This is a genomic window from Bacillus cereus group sp. MG16 (assembly GCF_040459875.1).
Lineage (GTDB): Bacteria > Bacillota > Bacilli > Bacillales > Bacillaceae_G > Bacillus_A > Bacillus_A paranthracis.
This window is the reverse complement of sequence record NZ_JARVHE010000001.1, coordinates 3,427,314-3,451,587: the sequence shown is the minus strand read 5'-3', so window position 1 is coordinate 3,451,587 and position 24,274 is coordinate 3,427,314. Positions and strand designations below refer to the sequence as shown.

Genomic DNA, 24,274 nt, shown 5'->3' with positions numbered 1-24,274 from the left:
ACAGTGTTTTGGTGTGTAATCTTGTTTTTTATTTTTGTTAACTGATAGAAAATAGTATAAAGAGAAGGAAATGGGATTCATTTTCTTATTATATATGTTTTGATATGAACGTTAACTTATACATGATTTTAAAAATTAGATAGGTGGTAGAAATACATTGGCAACTACAAAACCATACAGAGTATTACTATATTACATGTACACAACAATTGAAAACCCAGAAGAATTCGCGGCAGAGCATTTAGCATTTTGTAATTCACTTGAATTAAAAGGAAGAATTCTTGTAGCAAAAGAAGGTATTAACGGAACTTGTTCTGGTACTGTAGAACAAACAGAGAAATACATGGAAGCAATGAACAATGATCCACGTTTTGACGGTATCGTATTTAAAATAGATGAAGCTGATGGTCATGCATTCAAGAAAATGCACGTGCGTCCTCGTCCAGAGTTAGTTACACTTCGTCTAGAAGATGACATTAACCCACACGAAATAACAGGGAAGTATTTAGAGCCAAAAGATTTTTATGAAGCAATGAAACAAGAAGATACAGTTATCATTGATGCGCGAAATGATTATGAATTTGATTTAGGTCACTTCAAAGGTGCGATCAAACCTGATATCGAATCATTCCGTGAATTACCAGATTGGATTCGTGAAAATAAAGAAATACTTGAAGGCAAAAAGATTTTAACTTATTGTACAGGTGGAATTCGTTGCGAGAAGTTTTCTGGTTGGTTAGTTCGTGAAGGCTATGAAGATGTAAGTCAGCTTCACGGCGGTATTGTAACGTACGGAAAAGACCCAGAAGTACAAGGTGAGCTTTGGGATGGACAATGTTATGTGTTCGATGAGCGTATCGCTGTACCAGTAAACCAAAAAGAACATGTTATCGTTGGTAAAGACCACTTTACAGGTGAACCTTGTGAGCGCTATGTAAACTGTGCAAATCCAGAATGTAACAAGAAAATTTTATGTTCTGAAGAAAACGAGGCGAAATATTTACGTGCATGTTCTCACGAATGCCGTGTAAGCCCACGTAACCGCTACGTAATACAACATGAATTAACGGAAGAACAAGTAGCTGCTGCATTAGAGAAAATCGAAGCAGAGAAGTAAGAGGGAAAAGGCTAATCTAAATTTTGGGATTAGCCTTTTTTATATTTGATTTTTGTCGTTTTTTGTCGGTAAGTCGATATATTTAAATAATCGCTGATATATTTTGAGTTGCGCCGATATAATTTGAAAATCGCTGATATATTTCGAGTTGCGCCGATATAATTTGAAAATCGCTGATAAAAATTTCACTTACTGAATTGTACTACGTATTTGTAGTTTAAAAATAATCTTCTTTACTTCTTATCGTCTTTCTCTCTCACAGCAGAAAGTACAGTTTGTTTTACCCACGCTTTTCTTCGTTTATGTTGTATACCCCACTGGTATAAACTTTGCGCACCTAAAATAAGTGAAATGACGATGCCGCTAATTGCTATTAGAAGCGCGAAAAATTCAAGTGGCGATGATATTTTGTTTGAATCGGTGTTTCTTAACAGATCAATCATAGTAAACCCTAACATTTGGCCTACTACAGAGTAGAGCGTTAAAATTAATAGTAAAAGGCTATCTTTTTTTGAAGCAACATTTTCTTGATATTTAAACAAACTATCAAGATTTTGTTTTGCATTCGAGTATAGTATCTCAATGTTAAAAAGCTTTCTTAAGCGAAAGAAAATATCTTCACTCTGTGATTGGGATACTAGCTCTAAAGAAAAGTAATTCGCCGTAAACGAATTGATTGAATAAATTAATTTCTCTATTTCATTTGTATCTTGTTCAATGTTTAATTCAGCATAAGCGTTTGCCATTTTCAATAAAACAATTTTATGAAATAGATTTAATAATAAAGCGTAATAAAACTCCCCATACATTTGACTCGCAAGTTTAGTAAATTCGCGTTCTCCTTCATTTGTTACACATGTGAATATATGTTCTTCCATTATGAAATAGCGATTCGGAGCCCATCTTTGGTAAGCGTGTTGTTTTAAATAATCATGAATATAAGGCAGATTATTTGCACTCACATATGCCTTGCCATCACTTGTTAACCCGGAAAGACTAGAAGTACGATAAACATCCACTTCATTCAGTTCCATATCTTCTTTTATAGATAATAAAGTTTGTACGTACATTCGCTGATCTTCAAAGAAAGGAAAGGTTTGAAAGTAAGAACTTCTTAATCTCTTCTTCTCAAAGAAATCTGTTACGCCATGAAATAAATAGCCAAAAATGAATCTTTCTACTTGGGAATATTTTTTTCCATTACATTCAATGCAAATCGTTTCATTTGTATCATTTTTAGTTTCAAGTACACGGAAGCGGGCGGCGAATTCAATTGCTTCTGATAATGTCATGTTTGGAGCGGTCTCTACTTCTGTCCGAATTGTTAAGAAGCCAAGCTCATAAGGACAAAGTGTTACGTCAATAGAATGAATCTTAAATGGAACGGAAATAAGATTTGTTGTTAAATGTCCAGTTAAGTTAAGGTCTTTAGAATAGCGCTGTAACCCCTTTTGATGTTCTGAATGAGGAAATAAAATTTTATTTGTAAATGAAAGATAGTATGCTTCCATATTTTGATGTGAAACTTGAAACTTTCCATAGTATGTATTTTCATTTTCAAGATGATCGAGTCGAAAAGGACGAAAGTCATTTTTCTGTAAGAAAGGGAACATATTTTGTTCATAACCAGTTTTAAAAGAAAACGGGAATATAAATTGAAATATAGCTGTTGTTACATCTTTTTCCTCGATTGTATGTATTGCCTCCATTTACATTGTTTCCTTTCCAAATATGCTATAAAAACAACATGCCCAAATTCATTTGAAAATAACCACTGTTTTATACTTGATTAAGAATGAAAATTCAGCTTATTTAGTAGGGGACATGTATAATGTTATGTATACTAAAAGTTATAAATTGATATTTTGAAAAGGGGGATGTTGTATGCGGATTTTAGTATTAGGAGCTGGCGGCGTTGGAGGCTTTTTTGGAGGTCGCTTAGTAGAAAAGGGAGAAGAGGTTACGTTTCTTGTTCGCAGTAAAAGGAAAAAACAATTGGAGGAAAGAGGACTTGTAATCCGCAGTATTAACGGGGATTTTTCCTTTCAACCAAATTTAATAACGAAAGAAGATCAAACTGCTCCATTTGATGTGATTCTATTTTCAACAAAAGCGTATCACTTAAACGAGGCAATTCAAGATGTGAAGCCTTTTGTAGATGAAAACACTGTGATTATTCCATTGTTAAATGGTATCGCTCATGTATCACTATTACAAAAGGAATTCGGTGAGGAAAAAGTAATTGGTGGTTTATGCTTTATCGAGACGACTTTAAACGATCAAGGAGAAATTGTACAAACTAGCGCTGCCAACAGACTTGTGTTTGGAGAAATGAAGTCTCAAGATTCAGAGAGAATAAAGCATATTTCTAAAGCATTTGCAGGTACGAAATCTAGTTTTATTTTAAGTGAAAACATTACGCAAGATATGTGGCATAAATATTTATTTATTACTGTAATGTCAGGTGTGACAACATTAATGCGGGCACCGATAGGACCGATTCGTGAAAGCGAAGGTGGACGCGATTTTATCCAAAACTTATTTGAAGAATGTATGGAAATTATGAGATGTGTAGGAGCACCAATTAAAGATAATATTGTCCAAGAACATATGAAAATAATTGATAAAATTTCGTATAATATGAAGTCATCGATGCAGCGTGATATGGAAAAAGGTTCGTCTATTGAAGCGAAGCACTTACAAGGATACTTACTAGATGTAGCGGAACAATTTTCTATAGAAGCACCATTATTAGGAGTAGTATATCAAAATTTGAAAGTGTATGAAGAAATGACCTTTAACAAATCAGCAATACAATTGGATGTATGAAAAAATAAAAAAGAAAGCAATATATAAGTGTATTGCTTTCTTTTTTTTATGACAAATCATTTATTTCTTTTTGTTCTATCTGTCAAATTTATTTCCTGTTCACGTTTACCGTATAATTGATTAATTTCATTTGCTAATGCATCTAAATAGGAATCGGAAAAAATAGGCTTCTTTTCTTTAGACATATAGATCTCCTTTATTGATTTTTTAGTATTCATTATGTATATTTACCAGCGGATTATGCGCAATCATTTTAATTTTTTCTTTTTAAAAATTTTTGTTTACATTTTGAAAATAAAGGAGTATTATAATCCACAGTTTCAATTTTCTAAATCGCTGAAACCGCATGGTGCGGGGGACCCGTTCTTATGGATTAGTTCTTAATCCAATGGGGTGAATCCTTGAAAAAGGTAGGGCTACTCATAGGCCCGAATCCGACAGCTAACCTCGTAAGCGTTATATTGAGAAGGAAGGTGGAGCTTGTGCGACAAAAAAAATAATGTCTACAAGTCTATTTCGTTATGGCTTGTAGACATTTTTTGTTTTCTGAAGAAATCGTTTATCCGCTATAACTAGCAGAAAAGTTCGTACAAAATTATTGGAGAGTGGACAGCAGTGGTTTCATCTATTAAAAGATTTTTAATTGGAAGACCGTTAAAATCAACAGAGCTTGGAGAACAGAAGCTTAATAAAACGAAAGCTTTAGCTATTTTATCTTCTGACGCATTGTCATCAGTTGCTTACGGTCCAGAGCAAATTATAATTGCTTTAGCAGGTGTTGGAGCGATCGCTTATTGGTATTCCATTCCGATCGCTGTCGGGGTATTAGTATTATTGACGGCCCTTATTTTATCTTATCGTCAAATTATTTTTGCTTATCCGCATGGCGGGGGCGCGTATGTTGTATCAAAAGAAAATTTAGGGATGAATCCAGGCTTAATTGCTGGAGGATCTTTATTAGTTGACTATATTTTAACTGTTGCAGTAAGTGTGTCTGCAGGTACAGATGCGCTCACATCTGCTTTTCCTAGTTTACATGCACATAATGTAATCATTGCGATTATATTTGTTATATTTATTACCATCTTAAATTTAAGAGGTGTAACGGAATCAGCTTCCGTTTTAGCATATCCTGTTTATTTATTCGTTTTGGCACTATTTATATTAATTGGTGTAGGGATATACAATATTTTAACGGGGCACGTGTCACCAACTTTACACACGCCGATTGGAACACCAGTTGCAGGGATTAGTTTATTTTTATTACTAAGAGCATTTGCATCAGGTAGTTCTGCTTTAACAGGTGTTGAAGCAATTTCAAATGCAATTCCGAACTTTAAAGATCCTGCGCCAAACAATGCAGCGAAAACATTGCTTGCAATGGGTGCATTACTTGCAGTTTTATTTTCAGGAATTGTGTTCTTAGCTTATTATTACGGAATTTCTCCAAGTAAAGAAGTAACAGTTGTTTCACAAATTGCTGAACAAACATTTGGACGTAATTTCATGTACTATTTCATACAAGGTACAACAGCTTTAATATTAATCCTTGCTGCTAACACAGGATATTCTGCGTTTCCGTTATTAGCAGTAAACCTTGCAAAAGATAAGTTTATACCAAGAATGTTTACGATTAGAGGAGACCGCCTAGGTTACTCAAATGGAATTATTATACTTGGAATCGCATCGATTATTTTAATTGTAGCTTTCCAAGGGCAAACAGAGCATTTAATTCCGTTATATGCAGTAGGTGTATTTATTCCATTTACCCTTTCTCAAAGTGGTATGGTATTAAAATGGCTTCGTGAAAAACCGGAAGGATGGGCTTTACGATTAACGGTCAATTTAATTGGTGCAGTCATTAGTTTTATCGTAATGAGTATGTTCTTTTTAACTAAATTTGCACAAGTTTGGTCAATCCTTATTTTCTTACCTGTAATTATCTTCTTATTCCACCGAATTAAGAAGCATTATGATGCAGTAGGAGACCAACTAAGTTTAAAAACTTGTGAACGGATTGTTCCGATTGAAGGAAATGTAATTGTCGTTCCAGTAGCTGGTATGACACATGTGGTAGAAAACTCATTGAACTATGCAAAGTCTCTTTCAGCAGATCAAGTTATCGCTGTATATGTCGCTTTTGACAGGGAAGAGGAAAAGAAATTTGAAGAGAAATGGAAGAAGTGGCAACCTGAAGTAAGGCTTGTTACTTTACATTCTCATTATAGAAGTATTATTCAACCGCTAACAAAGTTCATTGATACAGTACAGTATAAAGCGAGTGAATCAAATTACCGAGTTACGGTCGTTATACCACAATTCATTCCGAAAAAAGGTTGGCATAACATTCTTCATAATCAGTCTAGTTTACTCATTCGTGCGTATTTACTCTATAAAAGAAATGTTGTTATTACAACAGTACCATATCATTTGAAAAAATAAGAAGGTTTTTTAAGGATAGCTTTACGAAAGTGAAGCTATCCTTTTTGTGTATACGCTATGCATAATTGCATATGAATCTGAAAGATATATTGATATAATTTTTACATCTGTGAGTAAGTAGAGGTTTTTGTTGTGATATATGGATATTTCAATTGAAAAAGTAAAGTGGATTATATTTTAAAATAAAGACATGAAAGCTTGAAAATAAAGGGAATGAAAATACTTCTTTACGTTATATAAATAGCTGTGTTTAAATGACCTTACAGTATAAAACTTATATGAAAACAAAACGGAATTTCATATTTACGTACGTTATTTAGTTTAATATGAATAATATTTTTATGTAATATATTCACTGTGTGAATGTGGAAATTGCTATAAAATAGAAATTTTATACAATGTTATTCATACTAATCACATATGAAAAAATAATAAAATGTTTTGTGAAGATAAGTAAGTACTGTAGCAATACGAGAGAGGTGGTTCATACATGGATTGCGGTGAGAACATTCTCTATTTTAACCATCTCAAATTATGGGTAAGAAAATAGAATAATAAAATGCGATAGTAATAGTTGCTAATACATAGGAGGAGTTAAAGTGAAAAAGACTTTAATTACAGGGTTATTGGTTACAGCAGTATCTACGAGTTGTTTTATTCCTGTAAGCGCTTACGCTAAGGAGGGGCAAACAGAAGTGAAAACAGTATATGCACAAAATGTAATTGCTCCAAATACATTATCGAATTCAATTAGAATGTTAGGATCACAATCACCACTTATACAAGCATATGGATTAGTTATTTTACAACAGCCAGACATTAAGGTGAACGTGATGAGTAGTTTGACGAATCATCAAAAATTTGCAAAGGCAAATGTAAGAGAGTGGATTGATGAATATAATCCGAAGTTAATCGACTTAAATCAAGAGATGATGAGGTATAGTACTAGATTTAATAGCTATTATAGTAAGCTCTATGAACTAGCAGAAAACGTAAATGAAAATGAACAGGCAAAAGCAGATTTTACAGGCGCATATGGAAAATTACAATTGCAAGTACAAAGCATCCAAGAGAGTATGGAGCAAGATTTATTAGAGCTAAATCGATTTAAAACAGTATTAGACAAAGATAGTAATAACTTATCGATAAAGGCTGATGAAGCAATAAAAACACTACAAGGATCAAGTGGAGATATTGTGAAGTTAAGAGAAGATATTAAAAGAATTCAAGGGGAAATTCAAGCTGAACTAACTACTATATTGAATAGACCTCAAGAAATTATTAAAGGTTCTATTAATATCGGTAAACAAGTATTTACAATTACAAATCAAACTGCACAAACGAAAACAATTGATTTCGTTTCTATCGGTACTTTAAGTAATGAAATTGTAAATGCTGCCGATAGTCAAACGAGGGAAGCAGCTCTTCGCATTCAGCAAAAGCAAAAAGAGCTATTGCCACTTATTCAAAAATTATCACAAACTGAAGCAGAGGCGACTCAAATTACATTCGTTGAAGATCAAGTAAGTAGCTTTACAGAACTAATTGATCGTCAAATTACAACATTAGAAACGTTGTTAACGGATTGGAAAGTTTTAAACAATAATATGATCCAAATTCAAAAAAATGTTGAAGAAGGCACATATACAGATAGTAGTTTACTACAAAAACATTTCAACCAAATTAAAAAAGTAAGTGATGAAATGAATAAACAAACGAATCAATTTGAAGATTACGTTACAAACGTTGAAGTACATTAAAAATAAGTAACGATATAGGGAGAGAAGAAAAATGACAAAAAAACCTTATAAAGTAATGGCTCTATCAGCACTTATGGCAGTATTTGCAGCAGGAAACATTATGCCAGCCCATACGTATGCAGCTGAAAGTACAGTGAAACAAGTTCCAGTTCATGCGGTAGCAAAAGCTTATAATGACTATGAGGAATACTCATTAGGACCAGAAGGCCTAAAAGATGCAATGGAAAGAACAGGTTCAAACGCTTTAGTAATGGATCTGTACGCTTTAACAATTATTAAACAAGGTAATGTTAACTTTGGAAATGTATCGTCTGTTGATGCTGCTTTAAAAGGAAAAGTGATTCAGCACCAGGATACAGCTAGAGGAAATGCGAAGCAATGGTTAGATGTATTGAAGCCACAGCTTATTTCAACAAATCAAAATATCATTAATTACAATACGAAATTCCAAAACTATTATGATACTTTAGTTGCTGCGGTTGATGCAAAAGATAAAGCGACGCTTACGAAAGGATTAACTAGATTATCAAGTAGTATTAATGAAAATAAAGTGCAAGTAGATCAGTTAGTAGAAGACTTAAAGAAATTCCGAAATAAAATGACGTCGGATACGCAAAACTTTAAGGGTGATGCAAATCAAATTACATCTATTTTAGCTAGTCAAGACGCTGGAATTCCGCTATTGCAAAATCAAATTACAACGTACAATGAAGCAATTAGTAAATATAATGCAATTATTATCGGTTCATCAGTTGCGACAGCTCTAGGGCCAATTGCAATTATCGGTGGTGCAGTAGTTATTGCTACAGGTGCAGGAACGCCGTTAGGAGTGGCGTTAATTGCAGGTGGTACAGCAGCTGTAGGCGGTGGTACAGCTGGAATCGTATTAGCAAAAAAAGAGCTTGATAATGCACAAGCTGAAATTCAAAAAATCACAGGACAAGTTACAACTGCTCAATTAGAGGTAGCAGGATTAACAAACATTAAAACACAAACGGAATATTTAACAAATACAATTGACACTGCTATTACGGCGTTGCAAAACATTTCAAATCAATGGTACACAATGGGATCAAAATACAATTCTTTACTTCAAAATGTAGATTCAATTAGTCCGAACGACCTTGTTTTTATTAAAGAAGATTTAAACATTGCGAAAGATAGCTGGAAAAACATTAAAGACTATGCAGAAAAGATTTATGCTGAAGACATTAAAGTAGTAGACACAAAAAAAGCATAATCGAATACGAATCGTTAGAGCGTTAAGTGTTGATGAATGATTTGAAGCTCCTGTTCAGTTGTGAGCAGGAGCTTTTGATATCCTTATAAAGAGAATAGGTGGAAAATATGCAGAAAAGATTTTATAAAAAATGTCTTTTAGCGGTAATGATTGCTGGAGTGGCAACGAGTAACGCATTTCCTTTACATCCTTTTGCAGCAGAACAAAATGTAAAGGTGCTACAAGAAAATGTGAAAAACTATTCTCTTGGACCAGCTGGATTCCAAGATGTAATGGCACAAACGACATCAAGCATATTTGCAATGGATTCATATGCAAAATTAATTCAAAATCAACAAGAGACGGATTTAAGTAAAATAAGTTCGATTAATAGTGAATTTAAAGGGAATATGATTCAGCATCAAAGAGATGCAAAAATTAATGCGGCATATTGGTTAAATAATATGAAGCCTCAAATTATGAAAACGGATCAAAATATTATTAATTACAATAATACTTTTCAATCGTATTATAATGACATGTTAATAGCGATTGATCAAAAGGATAGCGGAAAGTTAAAAGCGGATTTAGAAAAGTTGTATGCGGATATTGTAAAGAATCAAAATGAGGTACATGGATTATTAGGAAATTTGAAAGCTTTTCGCGATAGAATGGCGAAAGATACAAATAGTTTCAAAGAGGATACAAATCAGTTAACAGCGATATTGGCAAGTACGAATGCAGGTATTCCAGCTCTAGAGCAACAAATAAATACATATAACGATTCGATTAAAAAGAGTAATGATATGGTTATTGCTGGTGGCGTACTTTGCGTAGCTCTAATAACATGTCTTGCTGGCGGACCGATGATTGCGGTTGCGAAAAAAGATATCGCAAATGCAGAACGAGAAATCGCTAATTTAAAAGATAGAATTTCTGGAGCGCAAGCAGAAGTCGCAATTTTAACAGATGTAAAAAATAAAACAACAAATATGACTGAAACGATTGATGCAGCAATTACAGCACTGCAAAACATATCAAATCAATGGTATACAGTAGGGGCAAAATATAATAACTTATTACAAAACGTAAAAGGAATTACTCCTGAAGAGTTTACGTTTATAAAAGAAGATTTACATACAGCAAAAGATAGCTGGAAAGACGTAAAAGATTATACAGAAAAATTACATGAAGGCGTAGCGAAGTAAACAGTGGACTAGTTCTGCTGTTTATTTTTTTATCCTGTTTTTGTGAGAGGTGGACTTGTAATTTGATATATAAATTTCTGATCAAGTCTTTTATATTTAATGTTTTAATGAAAAAAGCTATACTGTAAGCAAAATTAAAAATTGGAAAGGAAATACTAGAACATGGAAAATTATCTATTATTTATCCTTACAGCAATGTTAATCATAATGATGCCTGGTCCTGGTTTTGCACTAGTTACAAAAAATACTATCTCGCATGGTAAAAGTGGTGGGATAAAGACAGTTTTAGGAACGATATCTGGAATGATGATTCATACAATAATGGCTACGTTAGGACTCTCTGCTATTCTAATGAAATTTGCTATGTTATTTACATTTATAAAATGTGCTGGGGCTTTTTATTTAATTTACTTAGCTGTAAAGTCAATTAAAAGTGCCTTACATAAAAAAGAAGATATGTCAGGTCCAATAGAAATGGACTCTAAGAATATTGGGGCAATTAACAGCTTTAGACAAGGATTTACTACGGCAATTTTAAATCCAAAAACTGCTGTGTTCTTCCTTAGTTTTTTACCTCAATTTATTGTAAGTAATCAAAATCATTTCTTCCAATTTCTTTTATTAGGAGTCACATTTACGACTTTGACCGCAATATGGTATTTGCTTTATATCTCGCTAATACGTCAATTAAGAACTTTTTTAAAAAAAGAACGAGTGAACCGTATAATGGAGGGTATTACGGGCGCAGTATTATTAGTATTTGGGGTTAGATTATTTTTCCAAAAATAAATATGTATATGAAAAGAGAAATAATCAATAGTGGTTATTTCTCTTATTTATTCTAATACTATTTCACACTTACATACTAATTTGAGTTTTAAAAATGAGTTTCTCAATAATCCGACCTGTTTGCTTAATAAAAAGATTCTACATTATGGGAGACAAGTCGCCCGTAAACGCCCAATTTGTGAGGGATGATAATCAGTAGGGGAGGGACAAACTCCCCATTGATTAAATTTCATTGTATATACTAAGCGGAGTAGAAGTTCAGGTATATAAAATTCAGTAGTCGAAATTTCTTGCATAAAGCTGTATAATGCTTGTAACGAAAAGGAAATACAGGAAAGGGTTTGTATTGAGTTACTATGGATAAAGATAAACAACAATTAAGTGTTGAAGTTGCAAGATTATATTATCAATCAGATTATAGTCAGCAAGAAATTGCTAACAAATTAAATATTTCAAGACCGACGATTTCCAGGTTATTAAAGTACGCGAAAGAAAAAGGATTTGTTCAAATTAGTATAGCCGATCCATTCGCTGATTTAGATAATGTCGGTAATTTACTGAAAGAAAAATATAACTTGTTAGAAGCACATGTTGTATTTTCCCCAGTGCCAGAATATGCAACGATTACAGAGTATATAAGTAAATATGCAGCTGAGTATATGGAAAAGACGGTTAAAAACGGTGATATCGTTGGTGTAAGCTGGGGAATGACGATGTATGAAATCGCTAGAAAAATCGTACCACAACATGTAAAAGGTGTAGAAGTTGTCCAGCTAAAAGGTGGTATTAGCCATTCGAGTGTAAATACATATGCAAATGAAACCATTGCATTATTTGCAGATGCTTTTCAAACGACGCCAAGAAATCTACCTCTTCCAGTTATATTTGATAATGCAGTGACAAAAGAATTAGTAGAGCAGGATCGACATATTCATCACATTATCGAAATGGGGAAACAAGCGAATATTGCAATTTTCACTGTAGGAACAGTGCGAGACGAAGCGCTATTATTCCGATTAGGTTATTTCGATAAGGATGAAACGAGTTTACTCAAAAAACAATCGGTCGGTGACATTTGTTCACGATTCTTTGATAGGGACGGAAATATTAGTAGTGAAGAAATTAATAAGCGGACCATTGGAATTGAGTTAGAGGAACTGAAATTAAAGAAACGATCTATTTTAGTTGCTGGTGGTAATAGAAAAATAAAAGCAATTGATGGTGCGTTACGTGGCGGATATGCAAATGTATTAATTATCGATCAGCATACGGCGAAAGAATTGTTACATTATCAAAAAGAAGATTAGAAATAAAAGGCTTTCTCAAGATATTAATTTTGAGAAAGCCTTTTATTTTGTTATGTATGAATTATGGGATTATTTTTGAATACAAATCGACTTTTTTAAAATAATTATGGATATTGAGATACATACTACCATTGTTAATATAAAAAATTTGAATTTATATATGAAGTACTTCTTAGTTAGAATGCGCTTTATTTACTAGAAGGAAATTCCTTTTTAAAAAGAATGAACAAAATTTCAAAAGTATATTTACATTTGTTCAACTAAGAGTTAGAATGAAGTTGTTAAAAGATATGAGGAGTGAAGATAATGAATATTGCAAAGTTAATTGACCATACAATTTTAAAAGCTAATGCTACAAAAGAAGATGTTATGAAAGTAATCGAAGAAGCAAAGGAATATAAATTCGCTTCTGTTTGTATTAACCCAACATGGGTAAAGCTAGCTGCTGAAGAACTAGCTGGACATGATGTAGATGTTTGTACTGTAATCGGTTTCCCATTAGGAGCAAGCACGACTGAAACAAAAGCATTTGAAACAAAAGATGCTATCGCAAAAGGTGCAACTGAAGTTGACATGGTAATCAACGTAGGCGCTTTAAAAGATGGCGACGACGAACTTGTTGAAAAAGACATTTATGAAGTAGTACAAGCAGCAAAAGGAAAAGCTCTTGTAAAAGTAATCATTGAAACTTGTCTATTAACAGATGAAGAGAAAGTACGCGCTTGTGAATTATCAGTAAAAGCTGGTGCTGACTTCGTAAAAACTTCAACTGGATTCTCAACTGGCGGAGCAACTGCTGAAGATATCGCATTAATGCGTAAAACAGTAGGACCAAACGTTGGTGTAAAAGCATCTGGTGGTGTTCGTACACGTGAAGATGCAGACAAAATGGTAGCTGCTGGAGCTTCTCGTATTGGAGCAAGTGCTAGTGTTGCAATCGTATTAAATGATGCAAAAGGTGCTACAGATAACTACTAATCATTAGTGAAGTCAAGGGCAATAGATACACAAAGTAAAGTGTATCTATTGCTTTAACAATTGAAAGAAATCTAAGCGGATACGAACACGGGAGGAGACGGCTTATGAAATACTTAATCGGTGTTTTTAGCCTCGTATTGATTTTAGGTATCGCTTGGCTTGCTAGTAATGATAGAAAGAAAGTCAAATATCGTCCAATCATAACGATGGTTATATTACAATTCATTTTGGGGTTTCTATTATTAAATACAAGTGTAGGGAATATATTAATTAGCGGAATAGCAGATGGTTTTGGAGAGCTATTAAAATATGCCGCTGACGGTGTAAATTTCGTATTTGGTGGATTAGTAAATCAAAAAGAGTTTTCATTCTTTTTAAGTGTATTAATGCCAATCGTATTTATATCAGCTTTAATCGGTATTTTGCAACATATTAAAGTGTTACCTATTATTGTGAAATCTATCGGTCTAGCATTAAGTAAAGTAAATGGAATGGGGAAACTAGAATCATATAACGCTGTTGCTTCTGCGATTTTAGGACAATCTGAAGTGTTTATTTCAGTTAAGAAACAATTAGGATTATTGCCAGAGAAAAGAATGTACACATTATGTGCATCTGCAATGTCTACCGTTTCCATGTCTATCGTTGGATCGTATATGGTGTTATTAAAACCGCAATATGTTGTAACCGCTTTAGTGCTTAACTTATTCGGGGGCTTTATTATTGCTTCTATTATTAATCCTTATGAAGTTACTGATGAAGAAGATATGTTAGAAGTACAAGAAGAAGAAAAAAAGACTTTCTTTGAAGTATTAGGGGAATACATTATTGATGGATTTAAAGTTGCGATTACAGTAGCAGCTATGTTAATTGGTTTCGTTGCTCTTATCGCATTCATTAATGCAGTATTTAAAGGTGTAATCGGTATTTCATTCCAAGAAATTCTCGGTTATGCATTTGCACCATTTGCATTTATTATGGGTGTACCTTGGCATGAAGCAGTTAATGCCGGAAATATTATGGCAACAAAATTAGTATCAAATGAATTTGTCGCTATGACAGATTTAGCACAAGGAAACTTTAATTTCTCAGATAGAACGACAGCGATTATATCTGTATTCTTAGTTTCATTTGCAAACTTCTCTTCAATTGGAATTATTGCAGGGGCAGTTAAGAGCTTAAATGAAAAGCAAGGGAATGTAGTCGCAAGATTTGGTTTGAAATTACTTTTCGGTGCAACATTAGTAAGCTTCTTATCAGCAACAATCGTAGGCTTATTATTTTAATAGATTCATATCATATAAAAAGGAATGGTGATTGTAATGAGAATGGTAGATATTATTGCGAAAAAACGTGACGGCAAAGAATTAACAACTGAAGAAATCAAATTCTTTATTAATGGTTATACAGACGGAAGTATACCTGATTATCAAGTAAGTGCACTTGCAATGGCAATCTTCTTTAAAGATATGACAGATCGCGAACGTGCAGATTTAACGATGGCAATGGTGGAGTCTGGAGAAACAATCGACTTATCTGCAATTGAAGGAATTAAAGTAGACAAACATTCAACTGGTGGTGTTGGTGATACAACAACATTAGTATTAGGGCCATTAGTAGCTGCTTTAGATGTACCAGTAGCAAAAATGTCTGGTCGTGGTTTAGGACATACGGGCGGAACAATTGATAAATTAGAAGCAGTAGAAGGATTCCACGTTGAAATTACGAAAGAGCAGTTCATTGATATTGTAAACCGTGACAAAGTAGCTGTTATTGGACAAACAGGAAACTTAACACCTGCAGATAAAAAGATTTATGCATTACGCGATGTAACAGGAACTGTTAACTCAATTCCTCTAATTGCAAGTTCAATTATGAGTAAAAAAATTGCAGCTGGAGCTGACGCAATCGTACTTGATGTAAAAACAGGTGCTGGCGCGTTTATGAAAACAGAAGAAGATGCAAAAGAATTAGCACATGCAATGGTACGTATCGGAAATAATGTAGGACGTCAAACAATGGCTGTTATTTCTGATATGTCACAACCACTTGGTTTTGCAATCGGTAACGCTCTAGAAGTGAAAGAAGCGATTGATACGTTAAAAGGTGAAGGTCCAGAAGATTTAACAGAATTAGTACTCGTATTAGGAAGTCAGATGGTCGTACTTGCGAAAAAGGCAAATACATTAGAAGAAGCGCGTGAAATGTTAATTGAAGTGATGAAGAACGGAAAAGCAACTGAGAAGTTTAAAGAGTTCTTAAGCAATCAAGGTGGAGATAGCTCAATTGTAGACAATCCAGAAAAAATGCCACAAGCGAAATATGTAATTGATGTACCTGCTAAAACTTCAGGTGTTATTTCTAACATTGTTGCTGATGAAATCGGTATCGCAGCTATGCTACTTGGTGCTGGTCGTGCAACAAAAGAAGATGAAATCGATTTAGCAGTAGGATTAATGTTACGTAAAAAAGTGGGCGATGCAGTAAAAGAAGGCGAGCCATTCGTAACGATTTATGCAAATCGCGAAAATGTAGAAGATGTAAAAGCTAAAATTTATGAGAACATTTCTATCGCTGAAACAGCAGAGGCTCCTAAATTAGTTCATACAGTTATTACTGACTAATCATAAGTACACTTACTTTGAGGAGGAAATAATATGGATAAGAAAAAATATATTGAAGAAGCAAATAAGATGTTAGCAAAAGCATATATTCCGTATTCAAAATTTCCTGTTGGTGCAGCGTTAGTTACGAAAGAAGGTAAAATCTATACTGGTTGTAATATAGAAAATGCTTCTTACGGTTTATGTAACTGTGCAGAAAGAACAGCGATTTTTAAAGCAGTATCAGAGGGAGAGCGTGACTTTAGTTACTTAGTCATCACAGGAGAAACGGACGGACCGATTTCACCGTGTGGTGCTTGTAGACAAGTAATTGCTGAATTCTGTGATCCGAAAATGCCTGTATTATTAACGAATGTAAAAGGCGATGAAAAAGAAGTGACTGTTGAGCAGTTACTGCCAGGTGCTTTCTCAATAGAAGATTTAAAATAAATTGAAAAGCCATTCTACAATTATTTGTAGAATGGCTTTTTATTTTCAAAAGTTGAATGTAATATTTTGTTCATATTCCGTTCATAAACTTTGCGTAAAATGATTGCAGCGAATATGGAAAGTTTACAGCAGGAGGGATATAATGAAGAAATTCTATACTGGTGCTTGTAGTTACTTATTAATTTATGATTTTGCTCAAAAAGTCATTTAAATAGATAGGAGTGGAAAGTATGATAGCACTTTTATCAAGTATTGTAGCAGTCTGTATGGCTGTTGGTGTCATGTTTCTTCGCTTTAAAGCAGCGAAAAAACCGGTAACGAAAAAGAAAATTATATTGCCCCCATTTTTTATGAGTACTGGTGCTATGATGTACTTCTTACCAGCGTTTCGGTTAACGTCATTAGAAATAGTAGAAGCAATTACTGTAGGACTTATTTTCTCTATATTCCTTATTAAAACAACGAAGTTTGAAATAAGAAATGAACAAATATATATGAAACCGTCAAAAGCATTTATATTTATTTTAGTTGGATTATTAGCAGTGCGAGTAGTAATGAAATCGTATTTAAGTCAATCGATTGACTTAGCAGAGTTAAGTGGAATGTTTTTCTTACTCGCTTTTGCAATGATTGTATCGTGGAGAATTGCTATGTATCGTTCGTATGCTAAATTAGAAAAAACAATAAAAAGAGCTGGAATTTCTAAATAGGAAATCCAGCTCTTTTTATGTTTTATTGAAATTCTTTTGCGCAGAACTCATTTGCTTAATTTTAAACGTATTTGAGCATCTTGTAATGCGGCTGGTGTCACGTTAAGACCATTTTGATCAACAATTTTTGTGTTTAATAAAATGGAATCTAAGCTTCCACGAAATGTTTGTGTATAGTTTTGACGCAACATTTGTTGTTCTTGTTTTTCATCAACTGTTAATCCAGTTGCTTTTTCTTTTTTTGATAATTCGTTAATACGGAATAAAATGTTTTTCATTTGTTTCACCTCTAGTTTAATTTAATTACATTAGTTGCTTACTAATATATAGTTATTGTAACGTGTAATTTTAATTATGTCAACACCATCAAAAAAAGGTTAAAAATTGACGAAAAATTGTAACAATAATAAAATGAATTGATTAGATAATTATTTTTTTAATCATACATAGAACGCTAGGGGGATTATTATGAAAGCAACATTTTTTGCTCAAAATAGAGAACGATTAGTAAACACATTACCAGATGAATCAATTACAATTTTATTTGCTGGACAAGCACCTCATATGTCAGCGGATGCACATTATAAGTTTGTGCCGAATCGGAATTTTTATTATGTAACAGGAATCGATGAACCAAATGTTATTTTTATGCTGAAAAAGTTTGGGAATTGTGTAGAAGAGACACTTTTCATTGAAAAATCAGATCCAGTAATGGAAAAATGGGTCGGTAAAACAGTTTCTAAAGAAGAAGCAGAGAAAATTTCTGGTATAAAGAAAGTTGTATATTTAGATAGTTTTGAGAAGACAATGTCAAATATACTCTTCACAGAAAATGTGAAGCATCTATATTTAGATTTAGAGCGTCGTGAGTGGAATGGTACAGAGACAAAAACGCTAGCATTTGCTAAACATGTAAGAAAACAATATCCACACGTAATAATTGGTAATGTATATCCGAATATTTGTGAATTGCGAGTGTTTAAAACAGAAGAAGAAATTGAAATTATGAAAGAAGCGATTGCTGTAACGAAAGACGGTATTTACAATGTACTTAAGCATGCAAAAGCAAACATGATGGAATATGAATTAGAAGCTTATTTTGATTTCATATTGAAGTCATCTGGCATTAAGCATCATGCGTTCAATACAATTTTGGCAAGTGGGAAAAATGCTACAGTTCTTCATTATGAAGATAATGATGCACAAATTCAAAATGGTGATTTAGTATTACTAGATTTAGGCGCTCAAAAAGACTACTATAACGCTGACATTAGTTATACATTCCCGGCAAATGGAACATTCTCTAGTCGCCAAAAACAAATTTATAATATTGTATTAAAAGCATTAAAAGAAACAACAGAGATTATTAAGCCAGGCTTAAAGTTCGCTGCATTAAATGAGCATGCTAAAAAAGTACTTGCAGAAGGGTGTAAAGCGGTTGGTTTAATTCAAGAAGATGAAGAGTTATCAAAATATTATTATCATGGTGTCAGCCATTTCCTTGGTTTAGATACGCATGATGTAGGGACATACAAAGATAGAGTATTAGAAGAAGGCATGGTTATTACGATAGAACCAGGTCTTTACATTGAGGAAGAGTCGATCGGTATTCGAATAGAAGATGATATTCTTGTAACGAAAGATGGACATGAAAATTTATCGAAAGATATCATTAGAGAAGTGGAAGAAATTGAAGCATTTATGAGTGGAAATAATGAACATGTAAAAGGAAATCAAGCTGTAGTTAAATAATAAGAAAAAAGTCACTACTAATTGATTTGAACTTTACCTCGAATCGTGGACGATTACAAAATCCATGATTCGGGATAGAGTTCTGTTCACCTTCGAAATACTAGTCTTTAATTATTAACCCCAACAAAGTTGCAAACTGAACAGCTTGATATGTAGATACTTTACATCCTCTTAAATCATTCACTGAAACTGTTAGTGTATCAAAATTAGAAGAACTAATATCGATTCCCTTCAGTGATGTCTGGTCAAAATTAGCTTCGTCAAGGCTACATAATTGGAATTCAACTTTTTTTAGTTTACAGTCAAAAAAATCTGCATTATTTAATGAAGTTTCATTAAATATAATTTTTTCTAGTTTAGAATTTCCAAACGCAGCTAAATTCAAAATAGAATTCTCAAATTTAACATTTCCTAGGCTAGATTCTGTAAAATTAACTCCAATTAATTTGCTGTTTTTAAATTCAACTCTGTGAACAGAAGAATTGCTTAAATTAACATTTGATAAATCGCAGTTTTCAAAACAAACATCTGTAATATCAATATTGCTAAAGTCTGTATTAGTGAACTTACAATTCTTTATCACGGCATCATATAAGCGCACTCTATCCATCGCTTCATTTTCGAAACTGGAATCTATAATCTCACACATTTCTAATGTTGCATCTTCTTCATAAAAAATATCTTGAAAATTCTTTGAAGATAACTCTGGTGAAATTTTCGGTCTATCAATTTTCATCGTATATCAATCCTCTTCCATTTGATATATTTGTGTGATTTGGGTCTATTGTCTCTTTGTAAGGAACATTAGTTCTCATTATACACAAATCTACATTCTTTTGTGAAGAGGATTTTAGTTATCTTTGTCTTATTATTAATTAAGAAATACGAGAGATGCTAATGCAGTCGTTGCAAGTAAAGCATCTTGCATATCTAAAATATTCGAATTTAATAAAGCCTCAGCTTTATTAAATTCATTTCTAAGTTTTAATGCATATGTTGCTTATGCTCGAACGAAGTTGAAGGAGTATAATCTGGGAATGTTACGAATACAGAAACAATAATTACTACGCTAATTGAAAGTAATAACAAAAAACGCCGTTGGATAAAAGTAGAAAAGGTTTCTGATAAAAGTTGAATTATAAATGACATAGTTATCGTTATAGTAAGTAAGAGGCTAATGAACAGTATACTATGAGCTTGTTGTGCGTTTAACATTTCTGTAATCATTGCTCCCATCATACTTGCCATTAATCCAGAAAACATTCCTTCTAAAGCAGTATACATGTGGAAACGTAGACCGACTAAAAAGCCGATAAATCCACTAATTAAAATAGCAAGCAAAGTAGAATATAGCAATTCTCCCTTAAATAGAATACCTAAATAAAAACCTATACTTAAACCGATACTCATACTAAAAGACATAATAAATACCATATACTCCATTAGGGTACCACTTCGTTTTGAAATATATGATGTAATAATAATTGAGATACAGCAAAGCGTTAAGGCAGTTAATATATAAGCAAACATCATGATACCTCCCTATCCTATCATTCACTTCATCATATGTTCATATAGAGAGTACTTATGCTTTTTTATATCTGCATATTATCTGCACAATTTCATAAATGAAGGCAAGGTGGCGTTTGCTTTTTTTTGCATCTTTTTTTATGTGTGAACATGTGAAAGAAAGTGTTATATAATGAGTTTCTATTGTGAAGCAATAAAGAATAAGCGTATAATATTATAGTTATCCCATTACTCGGGATAACCCGCGAATGATAAATAAGATTGTTGTTTTATCATCGCTTCTAAACAGATAGACAATGAAAGTAACACTGGAATACAGATAGGGAGTTATAAAATGAAATTAATTATTGCCGAGAAACCAGATCAAGGTTTGGCTCTTGTTTCACAGTTTAAATATCGCCGGAAAGATGGATATTTAGAAGTAGAAGCGAATGAGTTATTTCCAAATGGAGCGTACTGTACATGGGCAATTGGTCATTTGACGCAGTTATGTAATCCAGAACATTATCACGCAGAGTGGAAAAAATGGTCACTTAATACGTTACCAATGATTCCAGAACGTTTTCAATTTGAAGTAACAAAGTCGAAGTATAAACAATTTAATGTAGTGAAACAGCTGTTACATAATCCACAGGTAACAGAAATTATTCACGCGGGCGATGCTGGGCGTGAAGGGGAATTGATTGTACGAAATATTATTAATCTTTGTAACGTGCAAAAACCGATGAAACGTCTTTGGATTTCATCTTTAACGAAACAAGCTATATACCAAGGATTTAAAAATTTACTAGATGAAGCAGATACAATTAATACGTATTATGAGGCGTATACAAGGTCATGTGCGGACTGGGTCGTTGGTATGAGTGCGACACGTTAGATAGTGAAAAGCTATCTTATCCCTACGTGTTATGAAATTAAACAAATAAGGGATAAAGTCTTATTTCGAGGAGTGGAATGATGAAGTAACGTTCTGAAACGCTCCCTTTAATACTCCGACATGCGATTTCCTATGTGTATATGGAAATGGTGTGAAGCTCGGTGAAGTCGAGTGAAATATACCGTAGTGTTCAGTAAACAACCGAAAAGGCAATAGCGGTATTGTCCGTATATGATAGCTCGGAAGTCGTTAAAAACTTAGTATGGTGAGAATGTGGTAAAACACTGACGAACTGGCGAATGTACGCTCCTACGAACTGGCTTAGAGAAATCTGAGTTTATCATTCTGTGGTTGAGTAAGAATTCATTCTATGAAAAACCATGCAACGTTACAGGCGTTGGATAGAATGGTGGGGTATAGTCAGCACCTAACCTAATGTAATTTTGATAGAAATAAGGCAACGTGGAAAGCTGGGAACGTAGAGAGGACACACTCAATGAAGCGTTATAAGGAAATGCGTAAATAGCGAATAACCTTATTTTATCCTAGTGAGAGTAGTGGCGTGACCGTTGAAGTTCTTGTAATGAGAACAGAGGAATAGCCACAAGTCAATTTTAGAAACAAATCGGAAACCCTAATCATTTTCATAGGTTCGTGTAAGACAACTAGCAACACGTCCGATAGGAAGTGATTAACTATGAATGATGTAGTTCAAAAGGAACTAAAAGATAGCAAGTTGCGACATGCTGAATACTACGGTATGACACCAACGTTTGATTTGCTGTTCAAAGAAAGTTCCGAGAATGCGATATTCAAAAACCTAATGCAATATATCGTATCTGATGATAACTTGCTACTAGCGTACAGAAATATCAAACGTAATAAAGGAAGTTACACAGCAGGTATTGATAAATTGACAATCAAGGATATTGAAAAACTTAGTGCAAATGAATACCTATCCATAATGAAGAAAAGATTTTCTTGGTATCAACCGAGGCGTGTCAAAAGGGTAGATATTCCTAAACCAAATGGAAAGACAAGACCATTAGGAATTGCATCTATTTGGGATAGGCTGACACAGCAAAGCATTCTTCAAGTGATAGAACCTATCTGCGAAGCAAAATTCAATACTCACAGCTACGGATTTAGACCTAATAGGTCAGTGGAACAAGCAATCGTTGATTGCGGTCATAGAATTAACTTTAATCAATGTCGTTATGTGGTTGATGTGGATATCAAAGGCTTCTTCGATGAAGTATGCCACAGCAAACTCATGAAACAACTTTGGACTATTGGCATCAGAGACAAACAACTATTAGCAATCATTGGGAAAATGCTGAAATCACCTATTGTCATGCCTAACGGCATAGTGATAATTCCAACAAAAGGAACACCGCAAGGTGCAGTTCTTTCTCCTCTGCTAGCAAATATTAATCTAAACGAGTTTGACTGGTGGATATCAAAGCAATGGCAAGGACGTCGCTGTAAAGAAATTATAAACCAGTATGCCAAAGGTAAAGGTGAAGTTAAATCAAATCATTATCGCAAATTAAGGTCAAGTACAACACTTAAGGAGTTCTACTATGTCCGGTATGCTGATGACTTTAAAATATTTTGCAAGGACAAGAAGACTGCTGAACGCATCTACCATGCAAGTAAACAGTGGCTTGAAGATAGGTTACGTCTACCAATTTCAGAAGAAAAATCCCAAATAACTGATTTGTGGAATGAAAGAAGTACATTTTTGGGATTTGAGTTGAAAGCCGAAAGGAAAGCTGATAGATATGTTATGCACACTCATGTATCGCAAAAAGCAATAAAAAGCATAAGGTATCAGCTTAAAACTCAAATACGAGCCATTCAGAAAAGCTCAAACTCAAAAGAAACAGTGGCTGAAATTAGTAGATATAACGCTTTGGTATTAGGTATTCATAATTACTATAATATAGCTTCGCATGTAGCGTCTGATGTTAATGGCATCCATTACTCTGTGATGATAAGCCTTAAAAATCGGCTACGTGGATTGAGTAAAACAAGCAATTATAAGACAAAAGACAAAGGTATTATGAAATACATGAAGTCGAAAAATATGAGGTATTTGCTTGATATGCCGATTATCCCTATTGGCTATGTTAAACAACGAAAACCATTAGGCAAGAAAAGTTCGACTAATAAGTACACCCCGCAGGGGCGTGTAGAAATTCATAAAAACCAGAGTCTAGTGTCTGAATATATGCTTCAATGGTTAAGAGAGAATCCTATTATAAATGAACGTGCTACAGTTGAGTACAATGACAATCGTATATCAAAGTTTGTCGCTCAACATGGAAAATGTGCTATCACAGGCAGGGAACTGGCTTTCAATGAAATCCACTGTCATCACATTATTCCTCATCATGAATCAAAAGATGATAGATATGTAAATTTAGTGGTCATACATCATGATATACACCTACTTATTCATACAAATGACCCTAAAAATATAAACAAGCTCTTAACCTTATTTGATCTCAACGAGATCCAACTTGAAAAACTTAACAAACTAAGAAAGAAAGTTGGAAACAAAGCTATATAACAATATTGAATAATATAATCGTATTAAAAAGAACTAATATTATCAGATTAGGGAAAACAAAGATATGTTTAAATTGATGGAACGCCGTATGCGGTGAAAATCGCACGTACGGTGTGGAGCGGGGGAAA

General features: G+C 33.6%; 20 protein-coding genes, 1 pseudogene and 1 riboswitch. Of the genes and pseudogenes, 16 read left to right on the top strand and 5 right to left on the bottom strand.

The genetic code is table 11. The annotated features are described in order from the left end of the window. Positions 1–157: 157 nt before the first annotated feature. Positions 158–1,117 (top strand): oxygen-dependent tRNA uridine(34) hydroxylase TrhO, encoded by a 960-nt coding sequence (gene trhO, locus QCI73_RS17820; protein ID WP_000246210.1) that lies wholly within the window; start codon positions 158–160, stop codon positions 1,115–1,117. Between the two features lie 233 nt (positions 1,118–1,350). Here trhO and QCI73_RS17815 read toward each other — a convergent pair whose 3' ends face one another. Beyond that, positions 1,351–2,826 (bottom strand): hypothetical protein, encoded by a 1,476-nt coding sequence (locus tag QCI73_RS17815; protein WP_353823459.1) that lies wholly within the window; start codon positions 2,824–2,826, stop codon positions 1,351–1,353. A gap of 175 nt (positions 2,827–3,001) precedes the next feature. Between QCI73_RS17815 and panE the strand changes: the two genes are divergently transcribed. Beyond that, positions 3,002–3,946 carry a 2-dehydropantoate 2-reductase gene (gene panE, locus QCI73_RS17810; RefSeq protein ID WP_353823458.1) on the top strand — a complete coding sequence of 315 codons (945 nt, stop codon included), beginning with the start codon at positions 3,002–3,004 and terminating at the stop codon, positions 3,944–3,946. Positions 3,947–4,002: 56 nt separating this feature from the next. On the opposite strand, the gene QCI73_RS17805 is transcribed toward panE, so the two are convergent. Further along, positions 4,003–4,131 carry a hypothetical protein gene (locus tag QCI73_RS17805; protein WP_000031869.1) on the bottom strand — a complete coding sequence of 43 codons (129 nt, stop codon included), beginning with the start codon at positions 4,129–4,131 and terminating at the stop codon, positions 4,003–4,005. 139 nt (positions 4,132–4,270) lie between these two features. Next, a riboswitch (cyclic di-AMP (ydaO/yuaA leader) is annotated at positions 4,271–4,417 on the top strand. 144 nt (positions 4,418–4,561) lie between these two features. On the opposite strand from QCI73_RS17805, the gene QCI73_RS17800 reads away from it, so the two are divergent. From QCI73_RS17800 to QCI73_RS17750, 11 genes are all read left to right on the top strand, one after another. Then, the gene (locus tag QCI73_RS17800; protein ID WP_353823457.1) at positions 4,562–6,388 is read left to right on the top strand and encodes an APC family permease; all 1,827 of its coding nucleotides are present in this window, start codon (positions 4,562–4,564) and stop codon (positions 6,386–6,388) included. Positions 6,389–6,987: 599 nt separating this feature from the next. Then, positions 6,988–8,148, top strand: coding sequence for a non-hemolytic enterotoxin NHE subunit A (nheA, locus tag QCI73_RS17795; protein ID WP_353823455.1), 1,161 nt, complete (start codon positions 6,988–6,990; stop codon positions 8,146–8,148). Positions 8,149–8,179: 31 nt separating this feature from the next. Next, positions 8,180–9,388: a non-hemolytic enterotoxin NHE subunit B gene (nheB, locus tag QCI73_RS17790; protein WP_353823454.1), complete on the top strand. Its 1,209-nt coding sequence runs from the start codon at positions 8,180–8,182 to the stop codon at positions 9,386–9,388. A 107-nt stretch (positions 9,389–9,495) separates the two neighbouring features. Further along, positions 9,496–10,575: a non-hemolytic enterotoxin NHE subunit C gene (gene nheC, locus QCI73_RS17785; protein ID WP_353823453.1), complete on the top strand. Its 1,080-nt coding sequence runs from the start codon at positions 9,496–9,498 to the stop codon at positions 10,573–10,575. 162 nt (positions 10,576–10,737) lie between these two features. Then, positions 10,738–11,364: a LysE family translocator gene (locus QCI73_RS17780; protein ID WP_353823452.1), complete on the top strand. Its 627-nt coding sequence runs from the start codon at positions 10,738–10,740 to the stop codon at positions 11,362–11,364. 356 nt (positions 11,365–11,720) lie between these two features. Further along, positions 11,721–12,671 carry a DNA-binding transcriptional repressor DeoR gene (locus QCI73_RS17775; protein WP_353823451.1) on the top strand — a complete coding sequence of 317 codons (951 nt, stop codon included), beginning with the start codon at positions 11,721–11,723 and terminating at the stop codon, positions 12,669–12,671. A 306-nt stretch (positions 12,672–12,977) separates the two neighbouring features. Then, positions 12,978–13,649, top strand: coding sequence for a deoxyribose-phosphate aldolase (gene deoC, locus QCI73_RS17770; protein WP_001017431.1), 672 nt, complete (start codon positions 12,978–12,980; stop codon positions 13,647–13,649). Positions 13,650–13,753: 104 nt separating this feature from the next. Then, positions 13,754–14,935, top strand: coding sequence for a NupC/NupG family nucleoside CNT transporter (locus tag QCI73_RS17765; RefSeq protein WP_353823450.1), 1,182 nt, complete (start codon positions 13,754–13,756; stop codon positions 14,933–14,935). Positions 14,936–14,971: 36 nt separating this feature from the next. After that, positions 14,972–16,273 (top strand): pyrimidine-nucleoside phosphorylase, encoded by a 1,302-nt coding sequence (locus tag QCI73_RS17760; protein WP_002081390.1) that lies wholly within the window; start codon positions 14,972–14,974, stop codon positions 16,271–16,273. A gap of 33 nt (positions 16,274–16,306) precedes the next feature. After that, a complete protein-coding gene (locus QCI73_RS17755) occupies positions 16,307–16,702 on the top strand; it encodes a cytidine deaminase (protein ID WP_000358520.1) in 396 nt (131 codons plus the stop codon). 230 nt (positions 16,703–16,932) lie between these two features. After that, positions 16,933–17,412, top strand: a complete 480-nt coding sequence (locus QCI73_RS17750; RefSeq protein WP_000561052.1) for a CcdC family protein — start codon at positions 16,933–16,935, stop codon at positions 17,410–17,412. Between the two features lie 47 nt (positions 17,413–17,459). Here QCI73_RS17750 and QCI73_RS17745 read toward each other — a convergent pair whose 3' ends face one another. Then, positions 17,460–17,690: a DUF896 domain-containing protein gene (locus QCI73_RS17745; RefSeq protein WP_000789783.1), complete on the bottom strand. Its 231-nt coding sequence runs from the start codon at positions 17,688–17,690 to the stop codon at positions 17,460–17,462. A 190-nt stretch (positions 17,691–17,880) separates the two neighbouring features. Between QCI73_RS17745 and QCI73_RS17740 the strand changes: the two genes are divergently transcribed. Further along, on the top strand, positions 17,881–19,164 hold the full coding sequence (locus QCI73_RS17740; protein WP_353823449.1) for an aminopeptidase P family protein: 1,284 nt from the start codon (positions 17,881–17,883) through the stop codon (positions 19,162–19,164). A gap of 100 nt (positions 19,165–19,264) precedes the next feature. On the opposite strand, the gene QCI73_RS17735 is transcribed toward QCI73_RS17740, so the two are convergent. Both QCI73_RS17735 and QCI73_RS17730 read right to left on the bottom strand, forming a co-directional pair. After that, a complete protein-coding gene (locus QCI73_RS17735; protein WP_140969340.1) occupies positions 19,265–19,900 on the bottom strand; it encodes a pentapeptide repeat-containing protein in 636 nt (211 codons plus the stop codon). A gap of 248 nt (positions 19,901–20,148) precedes the next feature. Then, positions 20,149–20,694: a hypothetical protein gene (locus tag QCI73_RS17730; protein WP_353823448.1), complete on the bottom strand. Its 546-nt coding sequence runs from the start codon at positions 20,692–20,694 to the stop codon at positions 20,149–20,151. A gap of 334 nt (positions 20,695–21,028) precedes the next feature. Between QCI73_RS17730 and topB the strand changes: the two are divergent. Together topB and ltrA are read left to right on the top strand one after the other, a co-directional pair. Further along, a pseudogene (topB, locus tag QCI73_RS17725) lies at positions 21,029–21,568 on the top strand (DNA topoisomerase III); the annotation flags it as partial. Between the two features lie 700 nt (positions 21,569–22,268). Beyond that, on the top strand, positions 22,269–24,146 hold the full coding sequence (gene ltrA, locus QCI73_RS17720; RefSeq protein WP_076868583.1) for a group II intron reverse transcriptase/maturase: 1,878 nt from the start codon (positions 22,269–22,271) through the stop codon (positions 24,144–24,146). Positions 24,147–24,274 lie beyond the last annotated feature (128 nt).